The following is a 21,278-nucleotide window of genomic DNA, read 5'->3' on the forward strand; positions in this document are numbered from 1 at the left end:
GACATGGCTGACCGCCCATGCCGGGAGTGGCGTGGCGAGCCTTACTGGATGTTGGCGGAAGCTTTGCGAACTTGGTCGACTACCGATTTAGGCAGCGGGATGTAGCCCATCGAGTCGGCGATTTTCTGGCCTTCGGTCAGGCTGTACTCGACCATTTCACGCATGGCCTTGGCCTTGGCCGGGTTGCCGTTGTCCTTGCGGAAGATCATCCAGGTGTAGGAGGTGATCGGATAGGACTTGGCGCCATCCGGATCCGGCAGCCAAGCCACCAGGCTTTCCGGCATCTTCACCGCAGCCAGGGCTTCGGCACCGCTTTCGGCGTTTGGTACCACGTACTTGCCGGCCTTGTTCTGCAACTGGGCAAAGTCAACCTTGGCCAGTTTGGCGAAGCCGTACTCGATGTAACCGATGGCGCCCGGGGTCTGGCGCACGGTGGCGGTCACGCCGTCGTTCTTCGGCGACTTGATGAACTTGTCGCTGGCAGGCCAGTTGACGGTGTTGCCTTCGCCCAGGTCTTTCTGGAACTCAGGGTTGATCGCCGACAGGTGCTTGGTGAATACCGCTGTGGTGCCGCTGGAGTCTGCGCGCACCACCACCGTGATCGGCAGCTCTGGCAGTTTCAGGCCAGGGTTGGCGGCAGCGATCTTCGGATCGTTCCACTTGGTGATCTTGCCCAGGAAGATGTTGGAGTACACGTCGCGCGGCAACTTGAGCTCTTTAGGGTTGCCCGGCAGGTTGAAGGCCAGCACGATTTCACCAGCGGTCATCGGCAGCAGTTGCACGCCTTCGGCCACCTTGGCGATGTCTTCGTCTTTCATGGCCGAGTCGCTGGCGGCGAAATCGACGGTTTTGTTCAGGAAGTCCTGTACACCCGCACCGCTACCCTTGGACTGGTAGTCAACGGTGACGCCCTCGGTTTTCTTGCTGAAATCCTTGAACCAGGTGAGGTAGATCGGCGCGGGGAAGCTCGCACCGGAACCGGTCAGACGGATGCTCTCGGCAGCAAACACCGAGGTGGCACTGAGAGAAACCGCAACGGCGAGTGCAGCAGACTTCATCAGACGTTTCATTCAGGAAAATCCTTGTGAATTACGGGCTGGGGAACTCTGCAACAATCTTGTTACGGTTTTATGAACGTGGAGTGGCAAAACGCCTGGTTGTCCCCCTCTCCCCCCGCAATCAGGCATTTTGACGTCATTGGTTCGTAACAAATTGAGACTAAGACTTTGCCATCTCCCACCACGCGAGCTCCGTCCATGTCCTCGATCGAAGACGCCTTGATGCAACGCATCCACCGTGAACTGCTGGATCACAGTGACGAAGAGCTGGAACTGGAATTATCCGAAGACGGGCACGACCTCAATGCGCTGTTTGACGAACATGTGGGTGAAAGCGCCGAAAAAACCGCACGCCGCATATACTTCAGCGAGCTGTTCCGCCTGCAAGGCGAACTGGTGAAGTTGCAGAGCTGGGTGGTCAAGACCGGCCACAAGGTGGTGATCCTGTTCGAAGGGCGGGATGCCGCCGGCAAAGGCGGTGTGATCAAGCGCATCACGCAGCGCCTGAACCCCAGGGTCTGCCGGGTGGCCGCCCTGCCCGCGCCGAACGACCGCGAACAGACCCAGTGGTACTTCCAGCGCTACGTCTCACACCTGCCAGCCGCCGGTGAAATCGTGCTGTTCGACCGCAGTTGGTACAACCGCGCCGGCGTCGAGCAGGTCATGGGGTTCTGCAACGCCGAGCAGTACGAAGAGTTCTTCCGCAGCGTGCCGGAGTTCGAGCGCATGCTCGCCCGCTCCGGCATCCAGCTGATCAAGTACTGGTTTTCCATCTCCGACCAGGAACAGCACCTGCGTTTTCTCAGCCGCATTCACGACCCGCTCAAGCAGTGGAAACTCAGCCCCATGGACCTGGAATCCCGTCGGCGCTGGGAAGCCTATACCAAGGCCAAGGAAATCATGCTTGAGCGCACCCACATCGCCGAAGCGCCATGGTGGGTGGTGCAAGCCGATGACAAGAAGAAAGCCCGCCTCAACTGCATCCACCATTTGCTCGGGCAGATGCCGTATGAAGAAGTGCAATTGCCGGTAATCGAGTTGCCACAGCGTGTGCGGCAGGAAGATTATTCCCGCAGCCCCACGCCGCCGGAGTTGATCGTGCCGCAGCTCTACTGAGTCAGCTGCAAGCTCGCCCCCGCAATTACAGGGGCGAGTTGCTCACCACCCGCAGCGCCAGGCCCTCATAGGCATCCAGCGTGATCGTAAACTCGCCTTCCGCCGTCAAGTCACCCTCGACCCGCTCATTGATGATGTCCACCACCATGCCCGCGCCAATATCCGGCAAATGCAGGGTTTCGGTGATGGGCGTGGCACCGAAGTTCAGCGCGGTGATTTGTATGCCTTTACCGGCCGGCAATTCATGGACCATCACCAGCAGCCCCGGGTTTTCCACTTCCGGCACCTGGATCTGGCGGCTGGCGGCGATGTCATAGGCACGGCGTACCGCGAGGATTTTTTGCAGCTGCGAGGCAAACGACTCAGGGTCCTGCAACTGGCTGTTGAGGCTGCCATACAAGCTTTTCGAGCGCGGCATCTGGCCGGCGGACAATTCGGCATCCGGGTTCAAATCCACCAGGTCATAAGCACCGCGATGAATCCAGCGCGTATCGCCGTCCTGCATCAAGTGTTCAACCTCTTCGGCCGCCAGCGGCAGCGCCCCCACCAGGTCCCAGCCCGACAAGGCAAACACCCCCGGCTGCATGGCGTTGTACATCACCAACAGCAAATGGATCTGGCGTATCTGCTGGATATCCGCTTGGGTGATGGCGTCCAGGTCGCGAATCCCCAGCGCCGCCGTGATGATACTGACGGTGGTGCAGGACACGCCGTTGGTGACGAACTTGAGGTTGTACGGTGCCTGTTCGCCGGCCAGGCGCTCGTACATCTGTTCGCGAATGTGCTCGCGCAGGATGTTCCCGGGAAAGGTCTGGCCCTGGTACAGGAAAGTGTCATGGGCATGCAGGGTCCAGAAGTGCACCAGTTCCAGGGTCAGTTCATCGTGGTTCTGCAACGCGTGGATCAGCGAGCCAGGGTCGATGCCCTGGCGGTGCATTTCGCGCAGCATCAGGCGCAGGAACTCGGCGTCGCCCATCAGCAACGCGTGCTGGTAAGCGGGACGGGTGATGAAGTCATAGGACAGGTCGGCGCCGCCATGGGACATGGACGCGATGTCGTCCACGGTGAGGTTCAACTCCTGGAAACTGAAGCCGCCGGCCTTGCGAATCGCCCCGCCGAGCAACTGGTTGCCGGTGATCGACAGCGGATGGCTCTCGGACCAGGCCGTGCCGTCCAGCTTGCGCTCCACGCCGAGGAAACCATTGGCGTCCAGGCGCAGGATCTTCGCCCCCATCACGTCGATGGCGTGCAATGCATCGCCGATGATCATCTGCTGCGCGGCGAAAGTCGGGTCCAGCCAGTTCAGCGATGGCTGGCCTTCCTTGAAGTAATGCAGGTAGACCCAGCGACGCGGCTTGCCATCCACGCCCAGCACCACGTCGGTGGCGCTCCAGTCGGTTTCCTTGACGCCGGGCTCGAAGAAGATCACCCGCTGCAGCTGGCCGACGATGTAGTGCTTGTCACGCAATGCATCGACCTGCGCCGGGCTGAGGTTCTGCGCATCGCGGCCCTCGGCGACGTCGGGCAGCAACGACCAGTCTTCTTCGCGGATTTCCACCATGTGGTACAGGCCGGGGTAGTCCTCGTACGCCATCTCGGCCAGGCGGAAGTCCGCGCCCTTGCCGGTGTGGGACGGGATCACATCGTCAATTATCACCGCATTGTGCGCCGCCGCCATGCGCGTCAACGCCTGCAACTGCGCCTCGGTGCCCAGTTGCGGGTCGATCTCGAAACTGATGCGGTCGAAATTGCCGTCGATGGTCGGCGTGTGCTGTGTACCGCTCAAACCGCCGGATTTTTTCAGCGGACCGTTATGGATGCCCTGGATGCCGATCTTCGACAGCGCATGCCACAACGCCTCATCCCCAAGCGCCTCCAATACCGTGCCGCCTTCGCGGGTCACGATTGAGGCCGGGTAGGCGGTAAACCATACCGACGACAACGCCGAAGCATCCCGGGGCCGGGTCTGCGCGTAAGGCTGCTGCCACAACCGGCCCTGGCCCGAGTAGAGCTTGGCGCGCTGGCGGGCCGCGTGCAGCATCGATTGTTCCACCAGCCAGTTCACATGGTTGTTTTCAGCCGCAGTCATAAGCGTGGTACCTGTCGTCGTGGATGAGTCCAACGCGGCAGTATCAAGTCTCGATAACACCGGGTGTAGTCATATGAGGCGTCGAGGGGCTATTCGTTGCATTGAATGTGGGGTTGCGTCGTTCGAAATACGCAGCGTGCTCCGGACTCGCATGGAGATGGACGAACTCCCTCATCATCTCGGAATGCGGCAGAAAACTTGAAGCGACAAGCATGCCCCAGCGTTCGCTCGGGATCGTGTTCAACATTTCAGTGGATTTCAGTGTGGTCGTCGAAAACAACCTCAACAACACTTCATCAGAAATCACAGCCTGTTTTAGTAAATACAGTTGTAGTTTGTGATGGTCATCGGGATGGAGTTGCCAGAGAGAATCCCCCAAGACCTCCAGGTTCAGGAGGATGAAGTTGTTCAGGGCAGCTCTTTTCTCCCTGTTGTGACGCTCCGCCTTGGTGTGAAAACGCGGCGTGAGGATATCGGTATTCGCTCGAAAATATGTCCAGACGGCTTCAGCTTTGTCACTGACCCTATCGGCAGCCATCAGCCGCACCCACAGACTCATGGAGGCGCTTTCAAGTGTCGCGAATTCGCAGTCTGTGCGATCCAGCAAGGATCTGACCCACTCAGGCTCGGCATAAATAGCAGTAAGCAACGCGGCCAAAGACTCTGCTGACTCATCCAACATGCCAGTCTGGCTGAGTAATTGCTGGACCAGTCTCTGTGGGTCACGCTCCAACAACGTTTCGATCCCCTCCAGTCGCAACGCTGTCAGCCGACGGTAAGTTACAGGCGACTCCTGTTCCGAGCCCAACTCAAATGACGCGCATATCAAACGAAGCATTTTCAGTTCAGGCGCGATAAACCCCCAGCTCACCAACTGCTTGAGGTCATCCGCCGCGACGGCATCACTGAGGTTATAAAATTGCACAGGATGTTGACGCAACCAGCCCCATGTGGCCTCGCCCTTGGCAAGCAGCGACACGACATCGCTGACATCCTGCAACCCTTCAAGGCTTTCTAGCACGCCGTGGTCGCAGTCTTCCAGTGCGCTGATTTGCTCAGGAGCCAAGCTGCTGACTATTGCGCAGACCAACGCCTGCTTTGGACCGCTGTCCACAAAACGTTTTGACGAGAACAGCCCCTCAAGAGACTCAGGGTCGGTGTCGTAGATAGCTTGAATCAAGGCGGGGGCGTTTTCACTTGTCAGGATGGAATCCACCACACTGGCAAAGCGTGGCATGAATTGCGCTGCCGTGCTGAGGATCGCGTTCAGCTTCCACCCATGGGTACCGTGATCCGCAGCCGTGTATTGACTGCACAGGTAATCGACCAACCCTGCAATCAAGCCGCGCCCCTCCCCCAACGCTTTTTGGTCAAGTTTGCCGAGCACCCTCTCCGGGTTATTGACGACTGTCATCACCTCTGGTGACTCACCACCGCGCAGGGCCAGGATCAGGTTCTTGTCATCCTGCGTGAGCGACCCTTCGTAGAAGAACCCTTGGTAATCATAGTAGTCGGTGTCGAAATATCCTTCACGCATCAGATAAATCAACGCTTTTATAGACCCGAGCTTCTGAGTCAGTACTTCGCCATACTCGGCCTTTGCAGCCTCTCTGAACGACATGCGCTGGATGCGGATGCTCTGATTGTTCAGCGCTTCGATTTTCCTGGTAAAAACCTCCCGCTCAGCCGTCAGTCCCGAAGCGCGTTCCCGGTATGACGTCAAGTGCAAGACGCGCTCACTCTCAACCGTTTTTACCTGAGTGTTAAAGTTGATGTGATGGCGACTTTCCATGGACAGCGTCCGGTTTTTCTTGATCACTTCATCAAAAAACTCGTCTTGTACAAACTCCGTCAACGTCATTGTCACTTCGTTGTCGTACGTGAGATCAGTGGTGTCCACGGGATTGATCAGCTTGACGACCTGGTACCAAACGCAAACCCTCAGTTCTTCCAGACTCGCAAGGTGTTCGCGCTCCACAATCGCCAGTTGCTCTCGCACGTCAGATATCTGCGCATCAATCTCTTTTGCCTGGGCAATACGCCAAGCACCAAACTCATTGAAGACAGAAAAAATCGGCCCGCGTCGCTTGAGCAGCTCGGCACAGGCCTCCGGGTACAGGTTGCGCACGGCCACCATCGCCAACAGTTTGTTAACGTCCAGTTTCACGCCGCGACCACCCAGCAGGCTGGAGAACAGGTCCAGCTCGTTGATGATGTTCTTGATCAACCGCATATCGTCGATGTAGTAACACACCGTCTCGATCAGCACAGGGTCGAAACGGCGAATTGAATCAAAGCGTTTTGCCTTGAGCAGGTCCATCATCTTTTCCTGCGAGTTCTCCGAGTTGACTACGGGTACCACGGGAATGATCAGGTCAAAGAACTTTGCCTGGTCGTCAGCGAAGAACAGTTCATCGCGTATTGCATAGATGAAGTGCACGGGACGCTTGATTTGTGGTGATTGCTTGATGGTGAAGTTGATTTCGCGCAGGCGAAAAAACACGTCCTGAATGCCAAATCGATCAAGGTCCTCGATCACGACGACGTTGATATCACTGCGTTCGAAACAGTAGATGATCTCGTCGACATGCTTGTGCAGCACTGAACCATGGTGAAGGGATTCCAGTTTCCCGCCTTTGAGGGTCAGCCCGTCGATGCTGAAAAGCGACAAGTACTTCAAGGCGCAATACAGCAAGTACACACCCGCAGCCAGGACGAACGCCAGGGTCCAACTATCCGGCACCCACAACAGTTGAGTGATAAGCCAATCGGGAACGTATTTGGGCATAGGATCGACGAAAGGCAGGTACAGCCGCACACCACAGGCAACCAACAGGGCGAAGAACACCGTATGAAAGAGGTTGCGGGCATTCGAGGCGTGTACGATGCGTTTCAACCGCGTTTTTGGCACCTTACGCGCAGGTACGGCGTAGAGCAGCTGCTGGACGATGGTCTCCTCAATGCGTGGCATCAGATCATCGTTTTTGGCCGGCGGTTCAGCCGGCGATACTGCACGCTCTGCCGGGTTGTCTTGACTGAACGTGGCAAGGGAGACGAATACAGGCTCGTATTCGGGGTGACGATCAAAAAAAGTCCTGATCACGCTGCTCTTGCCTGCGCCGTACCCACCCGTTATCGCAATGTTGCGAACCTGCTCGTTTTCGAGCGCGTGCAGCAACTCACTGACATAGCGATCAGCCTGCGCCCCCTCGAGCAATACAGGCGTCAAGTCTACGAAACCCTCTTCACTCAAGGGTATCGCCTTGTGCGCTCTCCATACCTTGAGGAAGGCGCTGATGCTCCGTTTAAACCTGATCACTATTCCTTGAGTCACTGAATCATCCTTTAACAATCTGAGGTGCGGCATGAAAGCGCCCACCATGATAGCTCAATGCCATCCTCGCAGTCCTGCAATCCATCTCAACGTACTCGCTGGGTTCCACACACAGCGGTGTTGCCATCGCCAGCAAGCCGGCTCCTACAGAAACGCTTCATTCAGCGAGTGTCCCGATACTGCCTCGGCGTAAACCCCGTCGAGGCCTTGAACTGCCGAGTGAACGCACTGTGGTCGGTGTACCCGCACTGCAGTGCCACCTCGGTGATCGGCAGGTCGCTGTGCAATAACCGGTGGGCGTGTTCCAGCCGCACTTTCTGGATCATTTGCCGGGGGGTGAGGTGGAACACGCGCTTGCAGTAACGCTCCAACTGCGCCACGGAAATCCCGGCGATGCGGGTCAACTCACCGAGGGTGACGCGGCGGTTGAAGTGCGCACGGATATGCGCGTCCACGGCGGCCAGGCGTTGGTAGGCGGGGTGGCTCTCGCTGGCGGTTTGCAGGTCGACCGAGATACCGGCCAGGCCAATGATCGCGCCGAGGTGGTTGTACAGCGGCCACTTGTGGGTCAGGCACCAGCCGGGTTCACGGGTGCCATACAGGTGCAGTTCGAGCTGGTCTTCCAGCACAAAGCCCTGTTCCAGCACGCGGCGGTCCTGCTCGGTGTAACCCGGCCCCAGTTGTGCGGGGAACACTTGTGCGCTGGTCTTGCCCAGCAGCGGTTGCAGCTGCTTGAGGCCGCAGCGTTGTACCAACGTACGGTTGGCGAGGAGGTAGCGGGCCTGGGTGTCCTTGATGAAAATCGCCGCATTGGGGATCACATCCAGCATCGGCAACAGCTGCACCACACCGGCCAGGAGCAGCTCGATGCTGTGGGGTCGATTGGCCTCATCCCCTTGGCACAGGGCCGCAAACGCAGTCTGCAACATGACTTTCGATCCCCTGTTGAATGCCTCGACGCACGCAGATTGCCCGATGGTTTGAGCGCTGTCGAGCCACGAAAACTGTGCCGATTTCGTCATCGATGTCGGCAAAAAACATCAATCGCGCCGCCGCCCGTGAGTTCACTGTATGGCCACTGCATGCCTATCCAATAACTCACAAGAAGGCGACGCTATGTCAGGTCAAGGCAAGTTCAAGAAACAACTTTCATTGATGGACCTCACCTTTATCGGGCTGGGGGCCATCTTCGGTTCGGGCTGGTTGTTCGCAGCCAGTCATGTGTCGGCCATTGCCGGCCCGGCGGGCATCATCTCCTGGCTCATTGGCGGGTTCGCGGTGTTGCTGCTGGGGATTGTGTACTGCGAGTTGGGCGCCGCATTGCCCCGCGCCGGTGGCGTGGTGCGCTACCCGGTTTATTCCCACGGCCCGTTGCTGGGCTACCTGATGGGCTTTATCACGCTGATCGCATTTTCCAGCCTGGTCGCCATCGAAGTGGTCGCCTCGCGCCAATACGCCGCGGCCTGGTTTCCCGAGCTGACCAAGGTCGGTTCCAGCGACCCGACCACCCTCGGCTGGCTGGTGCAGTTCGCCCTGCTCTGTCTGTTTTTCGTGCTCAATTACCGCAGCGTGAAGACCTTCGCCATCGCCAATAACCTGGTCAGCGTGTTCAAGTTCATCGTGCCGTTGCTGGTGATCGGTGTGCTGTTCACCTTCTTCAAGCCGGCGAACTTTCAGGTACAGGGTTTTGCGCCGTTCGGCCTGTCCGGGATCGAGATGGCGGTTTCTGCGGGCGGGGTGATTTTTGCCTACCTGGGGCTCACACCGATCATCTCGGTGGCCAGTGAAGTGAAGAACCCGCAGCGCACGATTCCGATTGCGTTGATCCTCTCGGTGTTGCTGTCGACCGCGATCTACGTGCTGCTGCAAACCGCCTTCCTGGGCGGCGTTCCCACGGAAATGCTCGCCAACGGCTGGGCCGGGATCAGCAAGGAACTGGCGCTGCCCTATCGGGATATCGCCCTGGCGCTGGGTGTGGGCTGGCTGGCCTACCTGGTGGTGGCGGATGCGGTGATCTCCCCCAGCGGCTGCGGCAACATCTACATGAACGCCACGCCGCGGGTGGTGTATGGCTGGGCGCAGACCGGCACGTTCTTCAAGATCTTCACGCGTATCGACGAGAAGTCCGGCATCCCGCGCCCGGCGCTGTGGCTGACGTTTGGCTTGTCGGTATTCTGGACCCTGCCGTTCCCCTCCTGGGAAGCGCTGATCAATGTGGTGTCCGCCGCGTTGATCCTCAGCTATGCCGTGGCCCCGGTGACCGTCGCCGCACTGCGCCGCAATGCACCGCAGATGGCGCGGCCGTTCCGGGTCAAGGGCATGGCCGTGCTCGGTCCGCTGTCGTTCATCATCGCTGCGCTGATCGTGTACTGGTCCGGCTGGGGCACGGTGTCCTGGCTGCTCGGCCTGCAAATCCTGATGTTCGTGGTGTACCTGTTGTGCGCGCGCTGGGTGCCGACCGCGCACCTCGACCTCAAGCAGCAAGTGCGTTCCTCAGCCTGGCTGATCGGCTTCTACGCAGTGACCATCCTGCTGTCCAAGCTCGGCAGTTTTGGCGGCATCAGTGTGCTCAGCCATCCGCTCGACACCCTTGTGGTCGCGGCATGCGCACTCGGCATTTACTACTGGGGCGCCGCCACTGGCGTGCCAGCTCACTTGGTTCGGCTGGAACACGAAGCCGATGAAAGCGAAGCGGTTGACGAGCCTCACGCCCCGCTGACGCCTGCGACTTACTGATTCAGGAGCGTTTTATGAAGCGATTGCACGTGATCGACTCCCATACCGGCGGCGAACCGACGCGCCTGGTGATGAGCGGTTTTCCGGCGCTGGAAGGCGTCACGATTGCCGATCAGCTGCACCACCTGCGCACCGAGCATGACCAATGGCGCCGCGCCTGCATCCTGGAGCCGCGAGGCAATGATGTGCTGGTCGGCGCGCTGTACTGCGCGCCGGTCACGCCGGGCGCCATCTGCGGAGTGATCTTCTTCAACAACGCCGGCTACCTCGGCATGTGTGGACACGGCACCATTGGCCTGGTCGCGTCCCTGCATCACCTGGGTCGCATCGCGCCCGGCGTGCACACAATCGACACACCCGTCGGGCCGGTCGCGGCTACCTTGCACGAAGACGGCGCGGTGACCTTGCGCAACGTTCCTGCCTACCGCTATCGCGAGCAGATCGCAGTGCTCGTGCCGGGTCACGGCATAGTCCATGGCGATATCGCCTGGGGCGGCAACTGGTTTTTCCTGGTGTCGGAGCATGGCCAGCGCCTGCAGATGGACAACGTCGACGCCCTCACCGACTACACCTGGGCGATGCTCAAGGCCCTGGAAGACCAAGGCATCCACGGCGCCGACGGTGCACTGATCGACCACATCGAACTGTTCGCCGACGACGACCACGCCGACAGCCGCAACTTCGTGATGTGCCCCGGCAAAGCCTACGACCGCTCGCCCTGCGGCACCGGCACCAGCGCCAAGCTGGCCTGCCTGGCCGCCGATGGAAAACTCGCGCCCGGCGAAACCTGGGTGCAAGCCAGCATCACCGGCAGCCAATTCGAAGGCCGCTATGAATGGGACGGCGAACGTGTACGCCCCTTCATCACCGGCCGTGCCCACATGACCGCCGACAGCACCTTGCTGATCGACCCGCAAGACCCTTTTGCCTGGGGCATCTGAGCCCTCCCCCTACTGGAAACTGGAGTGAACACCATGAACGACAACATCTTCACCGGCTGCATCCCTGCCCTGATGACCCCGTGCACGCCTGAGCGCAAGCCGGACTTCGACGCCCTGGTCGCCAAGGGCCGCGAGCTGATCGATATCGGCATGAGCGCCGTGGTGTACTGCGGCTCCATGGGCGACTGGCCGTTGCTCACCGAGGCCGAACGCCAGGAAGGCGTGGCGCGGCTGGTGGCGGCCGGTGTACCGACCATCGTCGGCACCGGCGCGGTGAACAGCCGCGAAGCCGTGGCCCATGCGGCCCACGCCGCCAAGGTCGGTGCTCATGGCTTGATGGTGATTCCGCGTGTGCTGTCCCGGGGTGCCTCCGCCACCGCACAAAAGGCGCACTTTTCGGCGATCCTCAAGGCTGCGCCAGGCCTGCCGGCGGTGATCTACAACAGCCCGTACTACGGCTTCGCGACCCGCGCCGAGCTGTTCTTCGAATTGCGCCGCGAACACCCGAACCTGATCGGCTTCAAGGAGTTCGGTGGCGGTGCCGACCTGCGCTACGCCGCCGAACACATCACCTCCCAGGACGACAGCGTGACCCTCATGGTCGGGGTCGACACCCAGGTGGTGCACGGTTTCGTCAACTGCAATGCCACCGGCGCCATCACCGGCATCGGCAACGCACTGCCTCGGGAAGTGCTGCAACTGGTGGCCCTGAGTAAAAAAGCCGCCAAGGGCGATGCCAAGGCCCGTCGCCAGGCGCGTGAACTGGAAGCTGCGCTGGCGGTGCTGTCGTCCTTCGACGAGGGCTGCGACCTGGTGCTGTATTACAAACACTTGATGGTGCTGAACGGTGACAAGGGCTACGCCCTGCACTTCAACGAAACCGATGCCCTCAGCGATGCCCAGCGTCGTTACGCAGAGAACCAGTACGCCCTGTTCCGCCAGTGGTACGCCAGCTGGTCGGCGGAACAGAACGTCGCCTGACCCTTCGCGCGCCGCTGCGACGCTCGCAGCGGCCAACCCTCTTTTTTCCAGGAAATACCCATGACTCTGACGGGCAAGATGCTGATCGGTCAGCACGCCACTGCCGGCAATCGCAAAGCGATCCGGGCGATCAATCCCGCCACCGATGCCGCCTTGGAACCGGCCTACCTCGGCGGCAACGGCGAGCATGTCGCACAGGCCTGTGCCTTGGCGTGGGCGGCATTGGATGCCTATCGCGAAACCTCTTTGGAGGCGCGCGCCACTTTCCTTGAGACCATCGCCGCGCACATCGAGGCCCTCGGCGATGAACTGATCGACCGCGCCGTTGCCGAAACCGGCCTGCCCCGCCCACGTATCCAGGGCGAACGTGGGCGCACCTGCGGGCAACTGCGCACCTTTGCCCGCACCGTGCGTGCCGGGGAATGGCTGGATGTGCGGGTTGATAACGCACAACCGCAACGCCAGCCCCTGCCCCGTCCAGACCTGCGGCAACGCCATATCGCGCTCGGCCCGGTCGCGGTGTTTGGCGCCAGCAACTTCCCATTGGCCTTTTCCGTGGCCGGTGGGGATACCGCCTCTGCGCTGGCTGCCGGTTGCCCGGTCATCGTCAAAGCCCACGGCGCGCACCCTGGCACCAGTGAACTGGTGGGTCGTGCGGTGGCGCAGGCGGTCAAGGCGTGCGGTCTGCCGGAGGGCGTTTTTTCGCTGCTGTACGGTTCGGGCCGCGAGGTGGGCATTGCGCTGGTCACCGACCCGCGCATCAAGGCCGTCGGGTTTACCGGCTCGCGCAGCGGTGGCCTGGCGTTGATCCAGGCAGCGCAGGCACGGCCAGAGCCGATTCCGGTGTACGCGGAGATGAGTTCGATCAACCCGGTGTACCTGTTTCCGGCAGCATTGGCGGCCAGGGGTGAAGCATTGGCCCAGGGTTTTGTGGCGTCGTTGACCCAGGGCGCCGGGCAGTTCTGTACCAACCCGGGGTTGGTCATTGCGGTGCAAGGCCCAGCCCTGGATGGCTTCATCAGCCTGGCCAGTGGCTTACTGCCGACCTGTGGGGCACAGACCATGCTCACGCCGGGCATTGCCAGTGCCTACGCTGCAGGCGTAGGCGAACTCGCTGAACATGCAAAGGTGGCCGCAAAGGGTTTGCCGGTGACAGGCCCCAACCAGGGCCAGGCCCAGCTGTTCGTGACCCAGGCGCAGGCGTTCCTGGCCAATGAGCATCTGCAAGCGGAAGTGTTCGGCGCGGCGTCACTGCTAGTCGTTTGCACCGACAGTGAAGAAGTGCGCCAAGTATCCGAGCATCTCGAAGGCCAGCTCACCGCCACGTTACACATGGATGAGAACGACCTTCCCGATGCCAAGGCCCTGCTGCCAGTGCTGGAGCGCAAGGCCGGTCGCCTGCTGGTCAATGGCTGGCCGACGGGTGTGGAAGTCTGTGATGCCATGGTCCACGGCGGCCCCTTCCCGGCCACCTCGGATCCGCGCAGCACATCGGTGGGTACGGCGGCGATCCAGCGTTTCCTGCGACCGGTGTGTTATCAGGATTTCCCCGATGCATTGCTGCCGGCCGCGCTCCAGCACGGCAACCCGCTGTTGCTGCGGCGCCTGCTTGATGGCCAGAGAGAGGCATAAGCGATGTCCGATCCCGATATCGTCGTAGTCGGCGCCGGCATCATTGGCGTCGCGTGCGCCCTGCAACTGGCGCGTCAGGGCCGGCACGTGGTGGTGGTCGATCAACAGGAACCCGGCATGGGCGCGTCCTATGGCAACGCCGGGCACCTGGCGACCGAACAGGTGTTCCCGATTGCCGATGTGTCGATCCTCAAGCGCTTGCCCGGCATGCTGCTGGACCCCATGGGCCCGCTGCGCCTGGATTGGAAATACCTGCCGCGCGCCCTGCCCTGGTTCCTGCGGCTGCTGTTGAACCTGCGTTCGGCACCCTATCAGCGTAGCGTCGCAGCTATTCGCGTGCTCAACGAAGGCAGCCTGGGTGCGTGGCAACGCCTGCTGCACAGCATCGGACGTGCGCACCTGCTGCGTGAAGACGGGTCATTGTTGGTGTACGAACGAGCAGACTCACGCGATGCGCTCCGGGCCTTGCAGCAGCGCATGCAAGCACAGCAGGTGCCCGTAGCGTTCTGGAGCGGCGATGCCATTCGCCAGGCTGCGCCGCAATTGAGCGAGCACATCCAGGGCGGGCTGTTTTTCCCGGGCACCGGGCACTTCCTCGACCCGTTCCAGGTGGTGTGCGAACTGGTCGAGGCCGCCAAAGCCAGTGGCGTGCAGTTCCTCAAGCGCCAGGTACTGGATGGGCGGCTTGACCAACACGGCGTCTCCCTCACCACCGCTCAGGGCCCCCTGAGCGCACGCCAGGTGCTGATTGCCTGCGGCGCCCACTCAGCCAGATTGACCGCTGCCCTGACCGGCAAAAAAGTCCCGCTGGACACGGAACGCGGCTATCACCTGATGCTGCCCCACGAGCCGCATCGCCTGCCGTTTGCCGTCACTTCCCTGGAACGAAAATTCATCATGACCCCCATGACCGACGGCCTGCGCCTGGCCGGTACAGTGGAATTCGCCGGCCTTGACCGCCCGGCGAATATGCAGCGTGCCTGGCAGTTGCATCGGTTGAGCAAGGGGTTGTTTCACGATGACCTCAGCGCAGAGGGTGCGACACCGTGGATGGGGTTTCGGCCGTCGCTGCCGGACTCGTTGCCGGTGATTGACCGGGTGTGTGACGGGAAGGTGCTGCTTGCGTTCGGGCACCAGCATCTGGGGTTGACGCAGGCGGCGGTGACGGCGGAGATGATTGGGGAGTTGGCGAGCAAGGGTCAAACTCCGTTATTTACTCCTTATCGTCTGGACCGATTCTGACCAACGCGTTTTTTGCGGTGAGTTGCCTGTTGTGGCGAGCGGGCTTGCCCCGCGTTGGGCTGCGCAGCGGCCCCAATAGAAAACACCGCGGCCTGTCAGACAGCACGCGTTGTTCGTTTTTAGGGCTGCTGCGCAGCCCAACGCGGGGCAAGCCCGCTCGCCACAACACGCCAACTCACCACAGGAGGAATGTGACTGTCTTGGTTGACGAGTGCAGTCACTTGACCAACCGCTTCTCCTTCGAGGGGCGATAACCGAAATACGAGCTATAGCACTTGCTGAAATGGCTCGGCGACACGAACCCACATGCCACCAGCACCTCCACCTGCGACAACTCGGTGTGCTGCAACAGCCGCCGCGCCTCGGTCACCCGCAGCTCCATGTAGTACCGCTGCGGGGTGGTGCCCAGTTGTTCCTTGAACAAGCGCTCCAACTGGCGCCGTGAGCGGCCGGCGTAGACCGCCAGTTGGTCCAGCTCCAGGGGTTCTTCGAGGTTGGCGTCCATCAGTTTCACCACTTCACGCAACGGCGCACTGACGCTGACGTTTTCGGTGGGTTTGATGCGGCGGTAGCGGGACTCTTCGAAGGCCAGGATGTCTTCGATGCCTTCGACGAGTGCCTTGTCATGCAGGGCTTTGATCCAGTCCAGCGCCATATGGAAGGCGCCGGACGGGCTTGAAGCGGTGAGGCGGTCGCGGTCGATCACGTAGGGTTCGCTGGTAACGTGAGTGGCCTTGGAGACTTCTGCCAGCGCCGGACGGTGTTCTGGGTGAATGGCGCAGCGATAGCCCTGCAACAGGCCGGCGCGCCCAAGGAACCAGGCGCCGTTCCACAGCCCCGCAAGGCTGATGCCCTGTTCCGCGGCGGTGTGCAGCAGTTGGATGAAGGCTTCGCCGGCCTTGAGTTCGGTACGGAATCCGCCGCAGATCACCAGCAGGTCCAGGTCGTGCAATGCCCCGGCATCCAGGCGCGCATCGGGGCGAATCACCAGGCCCAGGTCACTGATGACTTCGCCATCGTCACAGCCGAAGGTGCGCGAAGCGAACAGTTCGGGGCGCAGCAGGTTGGCGGTGACGAAGGTGTCGAGGGTCTGGGTGAATGCTGGCAGGGAGAAATGTTCAAGCAACAGGAAGCCGACGCGGGTGACCGACGCCGGCTGTTGGGTTTCGTTGAGGTAGCGCAGGTTCTTGCCTTTCATGCCACCGCTGAATTGACGTCTTTCCATCGAGGGTTGGCCCACTCTTATTGTTGAGGTCTTTGAAAAACCGGCCATTAATGGCGAACACTGTAGCTGTGGCGAGCGGGCTTGTCCCGCGTTGGGTTGCGAAGCGACCCTGGAAGGGGGAATGCGGTGAATCAGGCACTCTGTGGCTGCTGGTTTTGGGGCTGCTTCGCAGCCCAACGCGGGGCAAGCCCGCTCGCCACAGCGTATTTATCGCCTGTTGTGCCTAGAGACCTGGCTGCCGCAGGCGCTGATCCTGAGAAAGCCACACGCACTGCAAGCCCCCGGCTGAACAGAGGCAAGCGCATCTGATACGGTTTTTTCTTTGCTATCTGCGTCTGTATCGAAACGCCGTCTGGGCGGACAATGACCCCATCACCACTCCCTTCCCTTCGGAGGCCTTATGACCAAGATGGCACTTTTCCTGTTCGGCTTTTTGGTGCTGACCATCGGCATCGGCCTGCTGGCCACGATCTCGCCGGTCTGACGCTCAGCCGGCAAACAGCATCGGGTACAGCGACAGCACCAGCAGCCCGGCCATCGTCCAGTTGAACAGGCGCAACCAGCGCGGCTCACGCAGCACATTGCGCAAGCCGCTGCCACACCCCACCCATACACACACACTGGGCAGGTTGACCACGGCGAACACCAGTGCAATCAGCAGCACATTGGTGACGTAGCCTTCGGCCGGCGTGTAAGTGGTGATAGCGCCCAGCGCCATGATCCAGGCCTTGGGGTTCACCCATTGGAATGCCGCCGCGCCGAGGAAAGTCATGGGCTTGCCCTGCTCGTCCGCGCTGTCGGACATGCCGCCCGCTGTCGCGATCTTCCACGCCAGGTACAGCAAGTACGCAGCCCCCACGTAGCGCAACACCGTGTATGCCCACGGGAACACCTTGAACACTTCGCCCAGCCCCAGCCCCACCGAAATCACCAGCAGCATGAACCCGATGCTGATCCCCAATGCATGGGGCATCGAGCGGCGAAAGCCGTAGTTCACCCCGGAGGCGAGGAGCATGGTGTTATTGGGCCCGGGCGTGATCGAGGACACGAAGGCGAACAGCACAAAGGCGGACAACAAGCTGGTAGACATGAACATGACGCGGCATCCAAACGGCGGGGGTGTGCCTGCGACAGTAGAGGGTTATCGGCTACCCTGCCCCGTACAGCCAGGGCCGGATTGAGGCATACACTTTTTTGCCATGGTTTTCACAAACCTTTCACAGACAAGCGCCTAGGGTGGCTTCAGCTCCTAATGAACATCCCTTTAGCCCGCGCTCCCCACGCGGGCTTTTCTTTGCCCTGGGTTTATCGCAGGCAAAAAAACAGGCAAGCCGTGCTTCACGGCTTGCCTGCCTGGCCTATCGGTTAACGCGGTCCGCCGCCAGGGCCAGGGCCGCCGCCCTGACCATGCCCGCCACCGCCGTGACCACCGCCACCACCCGGTGGCATGAACATCCAGCAGCCGGACAAGGTCGATAACAGCGCGACCACCACAGCCGCCTTGGTTAGATAACTCAACTTCATGACTACACTCTCTTACTTGACGAGATTGACTTCTCGCTGGGTATGACAGTGCAAACCGAAGTGCGTCACGGCTATCGTGTAACCCGTTGGTAGGGTTTGTAGGGCCAACGGTACAAACTGCTGTTTTAGTTCTGCGGCCGCTGCTTGGTCGAATCCAGCTCGGCTTTTTTACCCGTGGAAATCTCAGTGATCTGCGCAGACTTGGCAATCGCGAAATCGAAGGTGTCCTGCATTTTTGCAATCGCGTCGGTCGACGTGCCGTTCAGCCCACCGTTGGCGGCCCAATCGAAGTTCCACACACCGGAGAGGTTATCGGCACCCGGCACATCGTGGGTTTCGATGGCGGTGAAGACGTCAGGATGACGCTCCATGTACTTGGCCGCATCGGAGACTTCGGCCGGCACCTTGCCCGAGGCGTTGTTGGCCAGTTGGGTCAGTTCCTGCTTGGTAATGGCTGACTTGCCGGTCTGGCGCATGTAGTCGGCGATCACTTTGCTGGACTTGGCGATGTTCAACTTGTCATCGAACACCGACGGTGACGCTTTAGGCGTGTTTGCCCCGCTGCCGGCGGGCGTTACGGTGGTAGACATCGGCGCTGCTCCCCTGATAGTACGAATGAAATCGTCGTGCTGACGATAGCCAGGAGCAGACGTTAGCATGGGCAATGGGCCATTAATCTGTGCTTCACAACAATTCACAAGGCCAGGGTCTGCGGCTTCTGTGAAAGCCTGCGAATCCATTACCATGAGCCGGTATTCATGCTGATTGATCGCCAGCCCCCTACCCGGAACCCAGCCATGAGAGACCTGCCACCCACCGCCACGCTGCGTGCCTTCGAAGTCGCGACCCGGCACGCGACGTTCACATCGGCTTCAGAAGAGTTGCATGTGACCCAGAGCGCCGTCAGCCACCAACTCAAGCACCTCGAAGACCTGTGGGGCCTGCAGTTGTTCCAGCGCGGCAAAGCGTTGCGGCTAACCCCGGCCGGGGCCGCACTGGCGCCCATTGTGCGCGAGTTTTTCATGAACCTTGAGGCCACGCTGGCTGACCTCAGGGAACAAAAAGGCCGGGTTCGCCTGAAGGTCAGCACCACGTATTCGTTCGCCTTGAAATGGCTGCTGCCCAGGTTGCCCAGCCTGTCGCAGCAACATCCGCAAATCCTGATCACGCTGGAGACCAGCGACAAGGCCATCAAATTCTCCAGCGCAGACGCGGATGTGGCCATCCGCCTGGGCAACGGCAATTACCCCGGCCTGCACTCGGAGTTCATGCTCCGCGAGCAGATCTTCCCGGTGGCCAGCCCCGACCTGCTCAAGCGTTTCGGCGCTCCCCACGAGCCCGCCGAGCTGCTGCGTTACCCGTTGCTGACGCGAGACGGCGCAGACCTAGTGCCCAAGTGGGAAGCCTGGTTCGAGCATATCGGCGTCAGCATTGCCCCCCTCAAGGAAAGCGTCAGGTTCGCTGACACCAACATGACCATCGAGGCAGCGCTGCTGGGCCAAGGTATTGCGCTGGCGCGAAGCGGCCACGTTGAAGCGGAAATCAACGACGGCCGCCTGGTCAGACTGTTTGAGCTGCCGTTCGCGTCGCCGGTCGGCTACTACTTTGTGTGCCCCAAAGGGATCGAAACCCAGCCGCATATCATCAGCTTTCGTAACTGGTTGTTGGCCGAGTCGATGCAGGCACAGCAGAATTATAGTGATGCATGAAGAATCACTCATGACCGGATGAAAAGACTTCGCTGTTAGGCACGCCCTTGTGGTGTTTACCATGGCGCATGCCTTTATCCATCGTTCTACTCGTCCTCTTCGCCGCCCTCTTGCATGCCAGCTGGAACGCATTGTTGCGCGTCGGCGCCGACAGGCTGTGGTCAATGACCATGATGTGCGTAGCAGTCGCCATCGCCAGCTTCGTAATAGCCTTGTTTCTCGCCCCTCCCGCGCCAGCCAGCTGGCCCTACGCCGTGCTGTCGGGCGTGTTGCACGTGGGCTATAACCTGTTCCTGGTGCGAAGCTACAAGGTGGGCGACCTAGGGCAGACTTACCCGATTGCCCGCGGCTCCTCGCCCATTCTGATCACGCTGTGCGCATTGGTGTTTGCCGGGGAAACGGTCAGCACAAACGCCCTGATCGGCATCGTGCTGGTATCGGGCGGCATTATTTCGCTGGCCTTCAGACAGCGCAGGCTGGCGGTGCCCAGCCTGCCCTACGCCCTGGGCACAGGTTTTTTCATTGCGGCCTACAGCGTCACGGACGGTATTGGCGCGAGGCTGTCCGGCGCACCGCTGGCCTACACGGTATGGATGTGTGCGCTCTGGGGCGTATTGATGCCACTGGTGTACATCGGCCTGCGCGACACACGCAGCCTCTTCGCACCACGCCCCGGCGTCATCACGGCCTTGGTCGGAGGGCTGGTGTCCCTGCTGGCCTACGGCATCGTTATTTATGCCATGTCCCACGCGCCGATGGGCGCTGTTTCAGCCCTGCGCGAAACCAGCGTGCTGTTCGCGGCCTTGATCGGTTATTGCTTCCTGGGCGAGTCGCTGACTGCCCGCAAAGTGTTGGCGTGCCTGGTCATTGCGCTCGGCACGATGCTGATAGGTTGATCTTTCACCCCTCACAGGAGGTTCAAGCAATGGACAAGGTCTCTGCAACACCGCTGATTCTGATCACCGGCGGCAGCCGCGGTGTCGGCGCGGCAACCGCACGGCTTGCGGCGGCGCAAGGCTACGATGTCGCCATCAGCTACGTCAGCAACGAAGCAGCCGCACTCGGCGTGGTGGCGGATGTGCAAGCGATGGGGCGGCGCGCCCTGGCCATCCGCGCCGACAGTGCGGACCCTGAACAGGTCGCGCAACTGTTCGCTGGCATTGACCAGACATTTGGCCGTATCGACGTACTGGTCAATAACGCCGCGATCATTGCCCTGCAGTCGCGCTTTGAAGACCTCGACTTCGCCCGCATGCAGCGCGTCTTCGCGATCAACGCCATCGGCCCGATGCTGTGCGCGCAGCACGCGGTGAAACGCATGTCGCTGCGCCACAACGGCACGGGTGGCAGCGTGATCAACGTGTCCTCGGCCTCCGCCCGGCTGGGCAGCCCCAACGAGTATGTGGACTACGCTGCGTCGAAGGGGGCCCTGGAGACCTTCACCATCGGCTTATCCAAGGAAGTCGCCCGCGAAGGCATACGCGTCAACTGCGTACGGCCTGGGCATATCTACACCGACATGCACGCCAGCGGCGGCGAGCCGGGTCGCGTGGACCGGGTCAAGGACAGCATTCCCATGGGCCGTGGCGGCGAACCCGAAGAGGTGGCGCGCGCTATCCTGTGGCTGGCCGGTAAGGAAGCGTCGTTCATCACCGGGACCTTCCTGGATGTGACAGGCGGCAAGTAAGCGG

17 protein-coding genes are annotated in these 21,278 nt (G+C 60.8%); 9 read left to right on the plus strand and 8 right to left on the minus strand.

Translation table 11 applies throughout. The annotated features are described in order from the left end of the window. Window positions 1-41: 41 nt before the first annotated feature. Window positions 42-1,070 (minus strand): phosphate ABC transporter substrate-binding protein PstS, encoded by a 1,029-nt coding sequence (gene pstS, locus NL123_RS16770; protein WP_058427834.1) that lies wholly within the window; start codon window positions 1,068-1,070, stop codon window positions 42-44. A 186-nt stretch (window positions 1,071-1,256) separates the two neighbouring features. Here pstS and ppk2 point away from each other — a divergent pair, with 186 nt between their 5' ends. After that, entirely contained in the window at window positions 1,257-2,174 is a 918-nt protein-coding gene (ppk2, locus tag NL123_RS16775) for a polyphosphate kinase 2 (protein ID WP_494355825.1), read from the plus strand. Window positions 2,175-2,199: 25 nt separating this feature from the next. On the opposite strand, the gene treS is transcribed toward ppk2, so the two are convergent. The 3 genes from treS to NL123_RS16790 all read right to left on the minus strand — a co-directional run bounded on the left by treS (window position 2,200) and on the right by NL123_RS16790 (window position 8,526). Then, window positions 2,200-4,263, minus strand: a complete 2,064-nt coding sequence (gene treS / locus NL123_RS16780; protein WP_248481398.1) for a maltose alpha-D-glucosyltransferase — start codon at window positions 4,261-4,263, stop codon at window positions 2,200-2,202. 43 nt (window positions 4,264-4,306) lie between these two features. Then, window positions 4,307-7,516, minus strand: a complete 3,210-nt coding sequence (locus tag NL123_RS16785; protein WP_494355826.1) for a YobI family P-loop NTPase — start codon at window positions 7,514-7,516, stop codon at window positions 4,307-4,309. Window positions 7,517-7,758: 242 nt separating this feature from the next. After that, a complete protein-coding gene (locus NL123_RS16790) occupies window positions 7,759-8,526 on the minus strand; it encodes a PAS domain-containing protein (RefSeq protein ID WP_494355827.1) in 768 nt (255 codons plus the stop codon). Window positions 8,527-8,713: 187 nt separating this feature from the next. On the opposite strand from NL123_RS16790, the gene NL123_RS16795 reads away from it, so the two are divergent. Genes NL123_RS16795 through NL123_RS16815 form a run of 5 tightly spaced genes read left to right on the plus strand, consistent with a single transcriptional unit; the run spans window position 8,714 to window position 15,129 of the window. Next, window positions 8,714-10,333 carry an APC family permease gene (locus tag NL123_RS16795; RefSeq protein WP_494355828.1) on the plus strand — a complete coding sequence of 540 codons (1,620 nt, stop codon included), beginning with the start codon at window positions 8,714-8,716 and terminating at the stop codon, window positions 10,331-10,333. Between the two features lie 14 nt (window positions 10,334-10,347). Next, window positions 10,348-11,274, plus strand: a complete 927-nt coding sequence (locus tag NL123_RS16800) for a 4-hydroxyproline epimerase (RefSeq protein ID WP_494355829.1) — start codon at window positions 10,348-10,350, stop codon at window positions 11,272-11,274. Window positions 11,275-11,307: 33 nt separating this feature from the next. After that, on the plus strand, window positions 11,308-12,255 hold the full coding sequence (locus NL123_RS16805) for a dihydrodipicolinate synthase family protein (RefSeq protein ID WP_494355830.1): 948 nt from the start codon (window positions 11,308-11,310) through the stop codon (window positions 12,253-12,255). A gap of 60 nt (window positions 12,256-12,315) precedes the next feature. Further along, window positions 12,316-13,887 carry an aldehyde dehydrogenase (NADP(+)) gene (locus NL123_RS16810; protein WP_494355831.1) on the plus strand — a complete coding sequence of 524 codons (1,572 nt, stop codon included), beginning with the start codon at window positions 12,316-12,318 and terminating at the stop codon, window positions 13,885-13,887. Between the two features lie 3 nt (window positions 13,888-13,890). Beyond that, window positions 13,891-15,129: an NAD(P)/FAD-dependent oxidoreductase gene (locus tag NL123_RS16815; RefSeq protein WP_494355832.1), complete on the plus strand. Its 1,239-nt coding sequence runs from the start codon at window positions 13,891-13,893 to the stop codon at window positions 15,127-15,129. 217 nt (window positions 15,130-15,346) lie between these two features. Here NL123_RS16815 and NL123_RS16820 read toward each other — a convergent pair whose 3' ends face one another. The 4 genes from NL123_RS16820 to NL123_RS16835 form a co-directional block, all read right to left on the minus strand. After that, a complete protein-coding gene (locus NL123_RS16820; protein ID WP_494358318.1) occupies window positions 15,347-16,327 on the minus strand; it encodes a GlxA family transcriptional regulator in 981 nt (326 codons plus the stop codon). A gap of 514 nt (window positions 16,328-16,841) precedes the next feature. After that, a complete protein-coding gene (locus NL123_RS16825) occupies window positions 16,842-17,450 on the minus strand; it encodes a LysE family translocator (protein ID WP_494355833.1) in 609 nt (202 codons plus the stop codon). 269 nt (window positions 17,451-17,719) lie between these two features. Next, window positions 17,720-17,878, minus strand: a complete 159-nt coding sequence (locus NL123_RS16830; protein ID WP_166794298.1) for a hypothetical protein — start codon at window positions 17,876-17,878, stop codon at window positions 17,720-17,722. Window positions 17,879-18,003: 125 nt separating this feature from the next. Then, a complete protein-coding gene (locus tag NL123_RS16835; RefSeq protein WP_071495510.1) occupies window positions 18,004-18,468 on the minus strand; it encodes a hypothetical protein in 465 nt (154 codons plus the stop codon). A 207-nt stretch (window positions 18,469-18,675) separates the two neighbouring features. Between NL123_RS16835 and gcvA the strand changes: the two genes are divergently transcribed. The 3 genes from gcvA (at window position 18,676) to NL123_RS16850 (ending at window position 21,274) form a co-directional block, all read left to right on the plus strand. Further along, window positions 18,676-19,587: a transcriptional regulator GcvA gene (gene gcvA, locus NL123_RS16840; RefSeq protein ID WP_494355834.1), complete on the plus strand. Its 912-nt coding sequence runs from the start codon at window positions 18,676-18,678 to the stop codon at window positions 19,585-19,587. Between the two features lie 68 nt (window positions 19,588-19,655). Continuing rightward, entirely contained in the window at window positions 19,656-20,483 is an 828-nt protein-coding gene (locus NL123_RS16845; protein ID WP_494355835.1) for an EamA family transporter, read from the plus strand. Window positions 20,484-20,512: 29 nt separating this feature from the next. Continuing rightward, window positions 20,513-21,274 carry an SDR family oxidoreductase gene (locus NL123_RS16850; protein ID WP_494355836.1) on the plus strand — a complete coding sequence of 254 codons (762 nt, stop codon included), beginning with the start codon at window positions 20,513-20,515 and terminating at the stop codon, window positions 21,272-21,274. Window positions 21,275-21,278: the final 4 nt, after the last annotated feature.

This window comes from Pseudomonas sp. FBCC-B1565, from assembly GCF_059133265.1.

Excerpts from the sequence above, each read along its gene's own strand:
- pstS (WP_058427834.1), bottom strand. The coding sequence starts at position 1,070 with ATGAAACGTCTGATGAAGTCTGCTGCACTCGCCGTTGCGGTTTCTCTC.
- ppk2 (WP_494355825.1), top strand. The coding sequence starts at position 1,257 with ATGTCCTCGATCGAAGACGCCTTGATGCAACGCATCCACCGTGAACTG.
- treS (WP_248481398.1), bottom strand. The coding sequence starts at position 4,263 with ATGACTGCGGCTGAAAACAACCATGTGAACTGGCTGGTGGAACAATCG.
- NL123_RS16790 (WP_494355827.1), bottom strand. The coding sequence starts at position 8,526 with ATGTTGCAGACTGCGTTTGCGGCCCTGTGCCAAGGGGATGAGGCCAAT.
- NL123_RS16795 (WP_494355828.1), top strand. The coding sequence starts at position 8,714 with ATGTCAGGTCAAGGCAAGTTCAAGAAACAACTTTCATTGATGGACCTC.
- NL123_RS16800 (WP_494355829.1), top strand. The coding sequence starts at position 10,348 with ATGAAGCGATTGCACGTGATCGACTCCCATACCGGCGGCGAACCGACG.
- NL123_RS16805 (WP_494355830.1), top strand. The coding sequence starts at position 11,308 with ATGAACGACAACATCTTCACCGGCTGCATCCCTGCCCTGATGACCCCG.
- NL123_RS16810 (WP_494355831.1), top strand. The coding sequence starts at position 12,316 with ATGACTCTGACGGGCAAGATGCTGATCGGTCAGCACGCCACTGCCGGC.
- NL123_RS16815 (WP_494355832.1), top strand. The coding sequence starts at position 13,891 with ATGTCCGATCCCGATATCGTCGTAGTCGGCGCCGGCATCATTGGCGTC.
- NL123_RS16820 (WP_494358318.1), bottom strand. The coding sequence starts at position 16,327 with ATGAAAGGCAAGAACCTGCGCTACCTCAACGAAACCCAACAGCCGGCG.
- NL123_RS16825 (WP_494355833.1), bottom strand. The coding sequence starts at position 17,450 with ATGTTCATGTCTACCAGCTTGTTGTCCGCCTTTGTGCTGTTCGCCTTC.
- NL123_RS16830 (WP_166794298.1), bottom strand. The coding sequence starts at position 17,878 with ATGAAGTTGAGTTATCTAACCAAGGCGGCTGTGGTGGTCGCGCTGTTA.
- NL123_RS16835 (WP_071495510.1), bottom strand. The coding sequence starts at position 18,468 with ATGTCTACCACCGTAACGCCCGCCGGCAGCGGGGCAAACACGCCTAAA.
- gcvA (WP_494355834.1), top strand. The coding sequence starts at position 18,676 with ATGAGAGACCTGCCACCCACCGCCACGCTGCGTGCCTTCGAAGTCGCG.
- NL123_RS16845 (WP_494355835.1), top strand. The coding sequence starts at position 19,656 with ATGCCTTTATCCATCGTTCTACTCGTCCTCTTCGCCGCCCTCTTGCAT.
- NL123_RS16850 (WP_494355836.1), top strand. The coding sequence starts at position 20,513 with ATGGACAAGGTCTCTGCAACACCGCTGATTCTGATCACCGGCGGCAGC.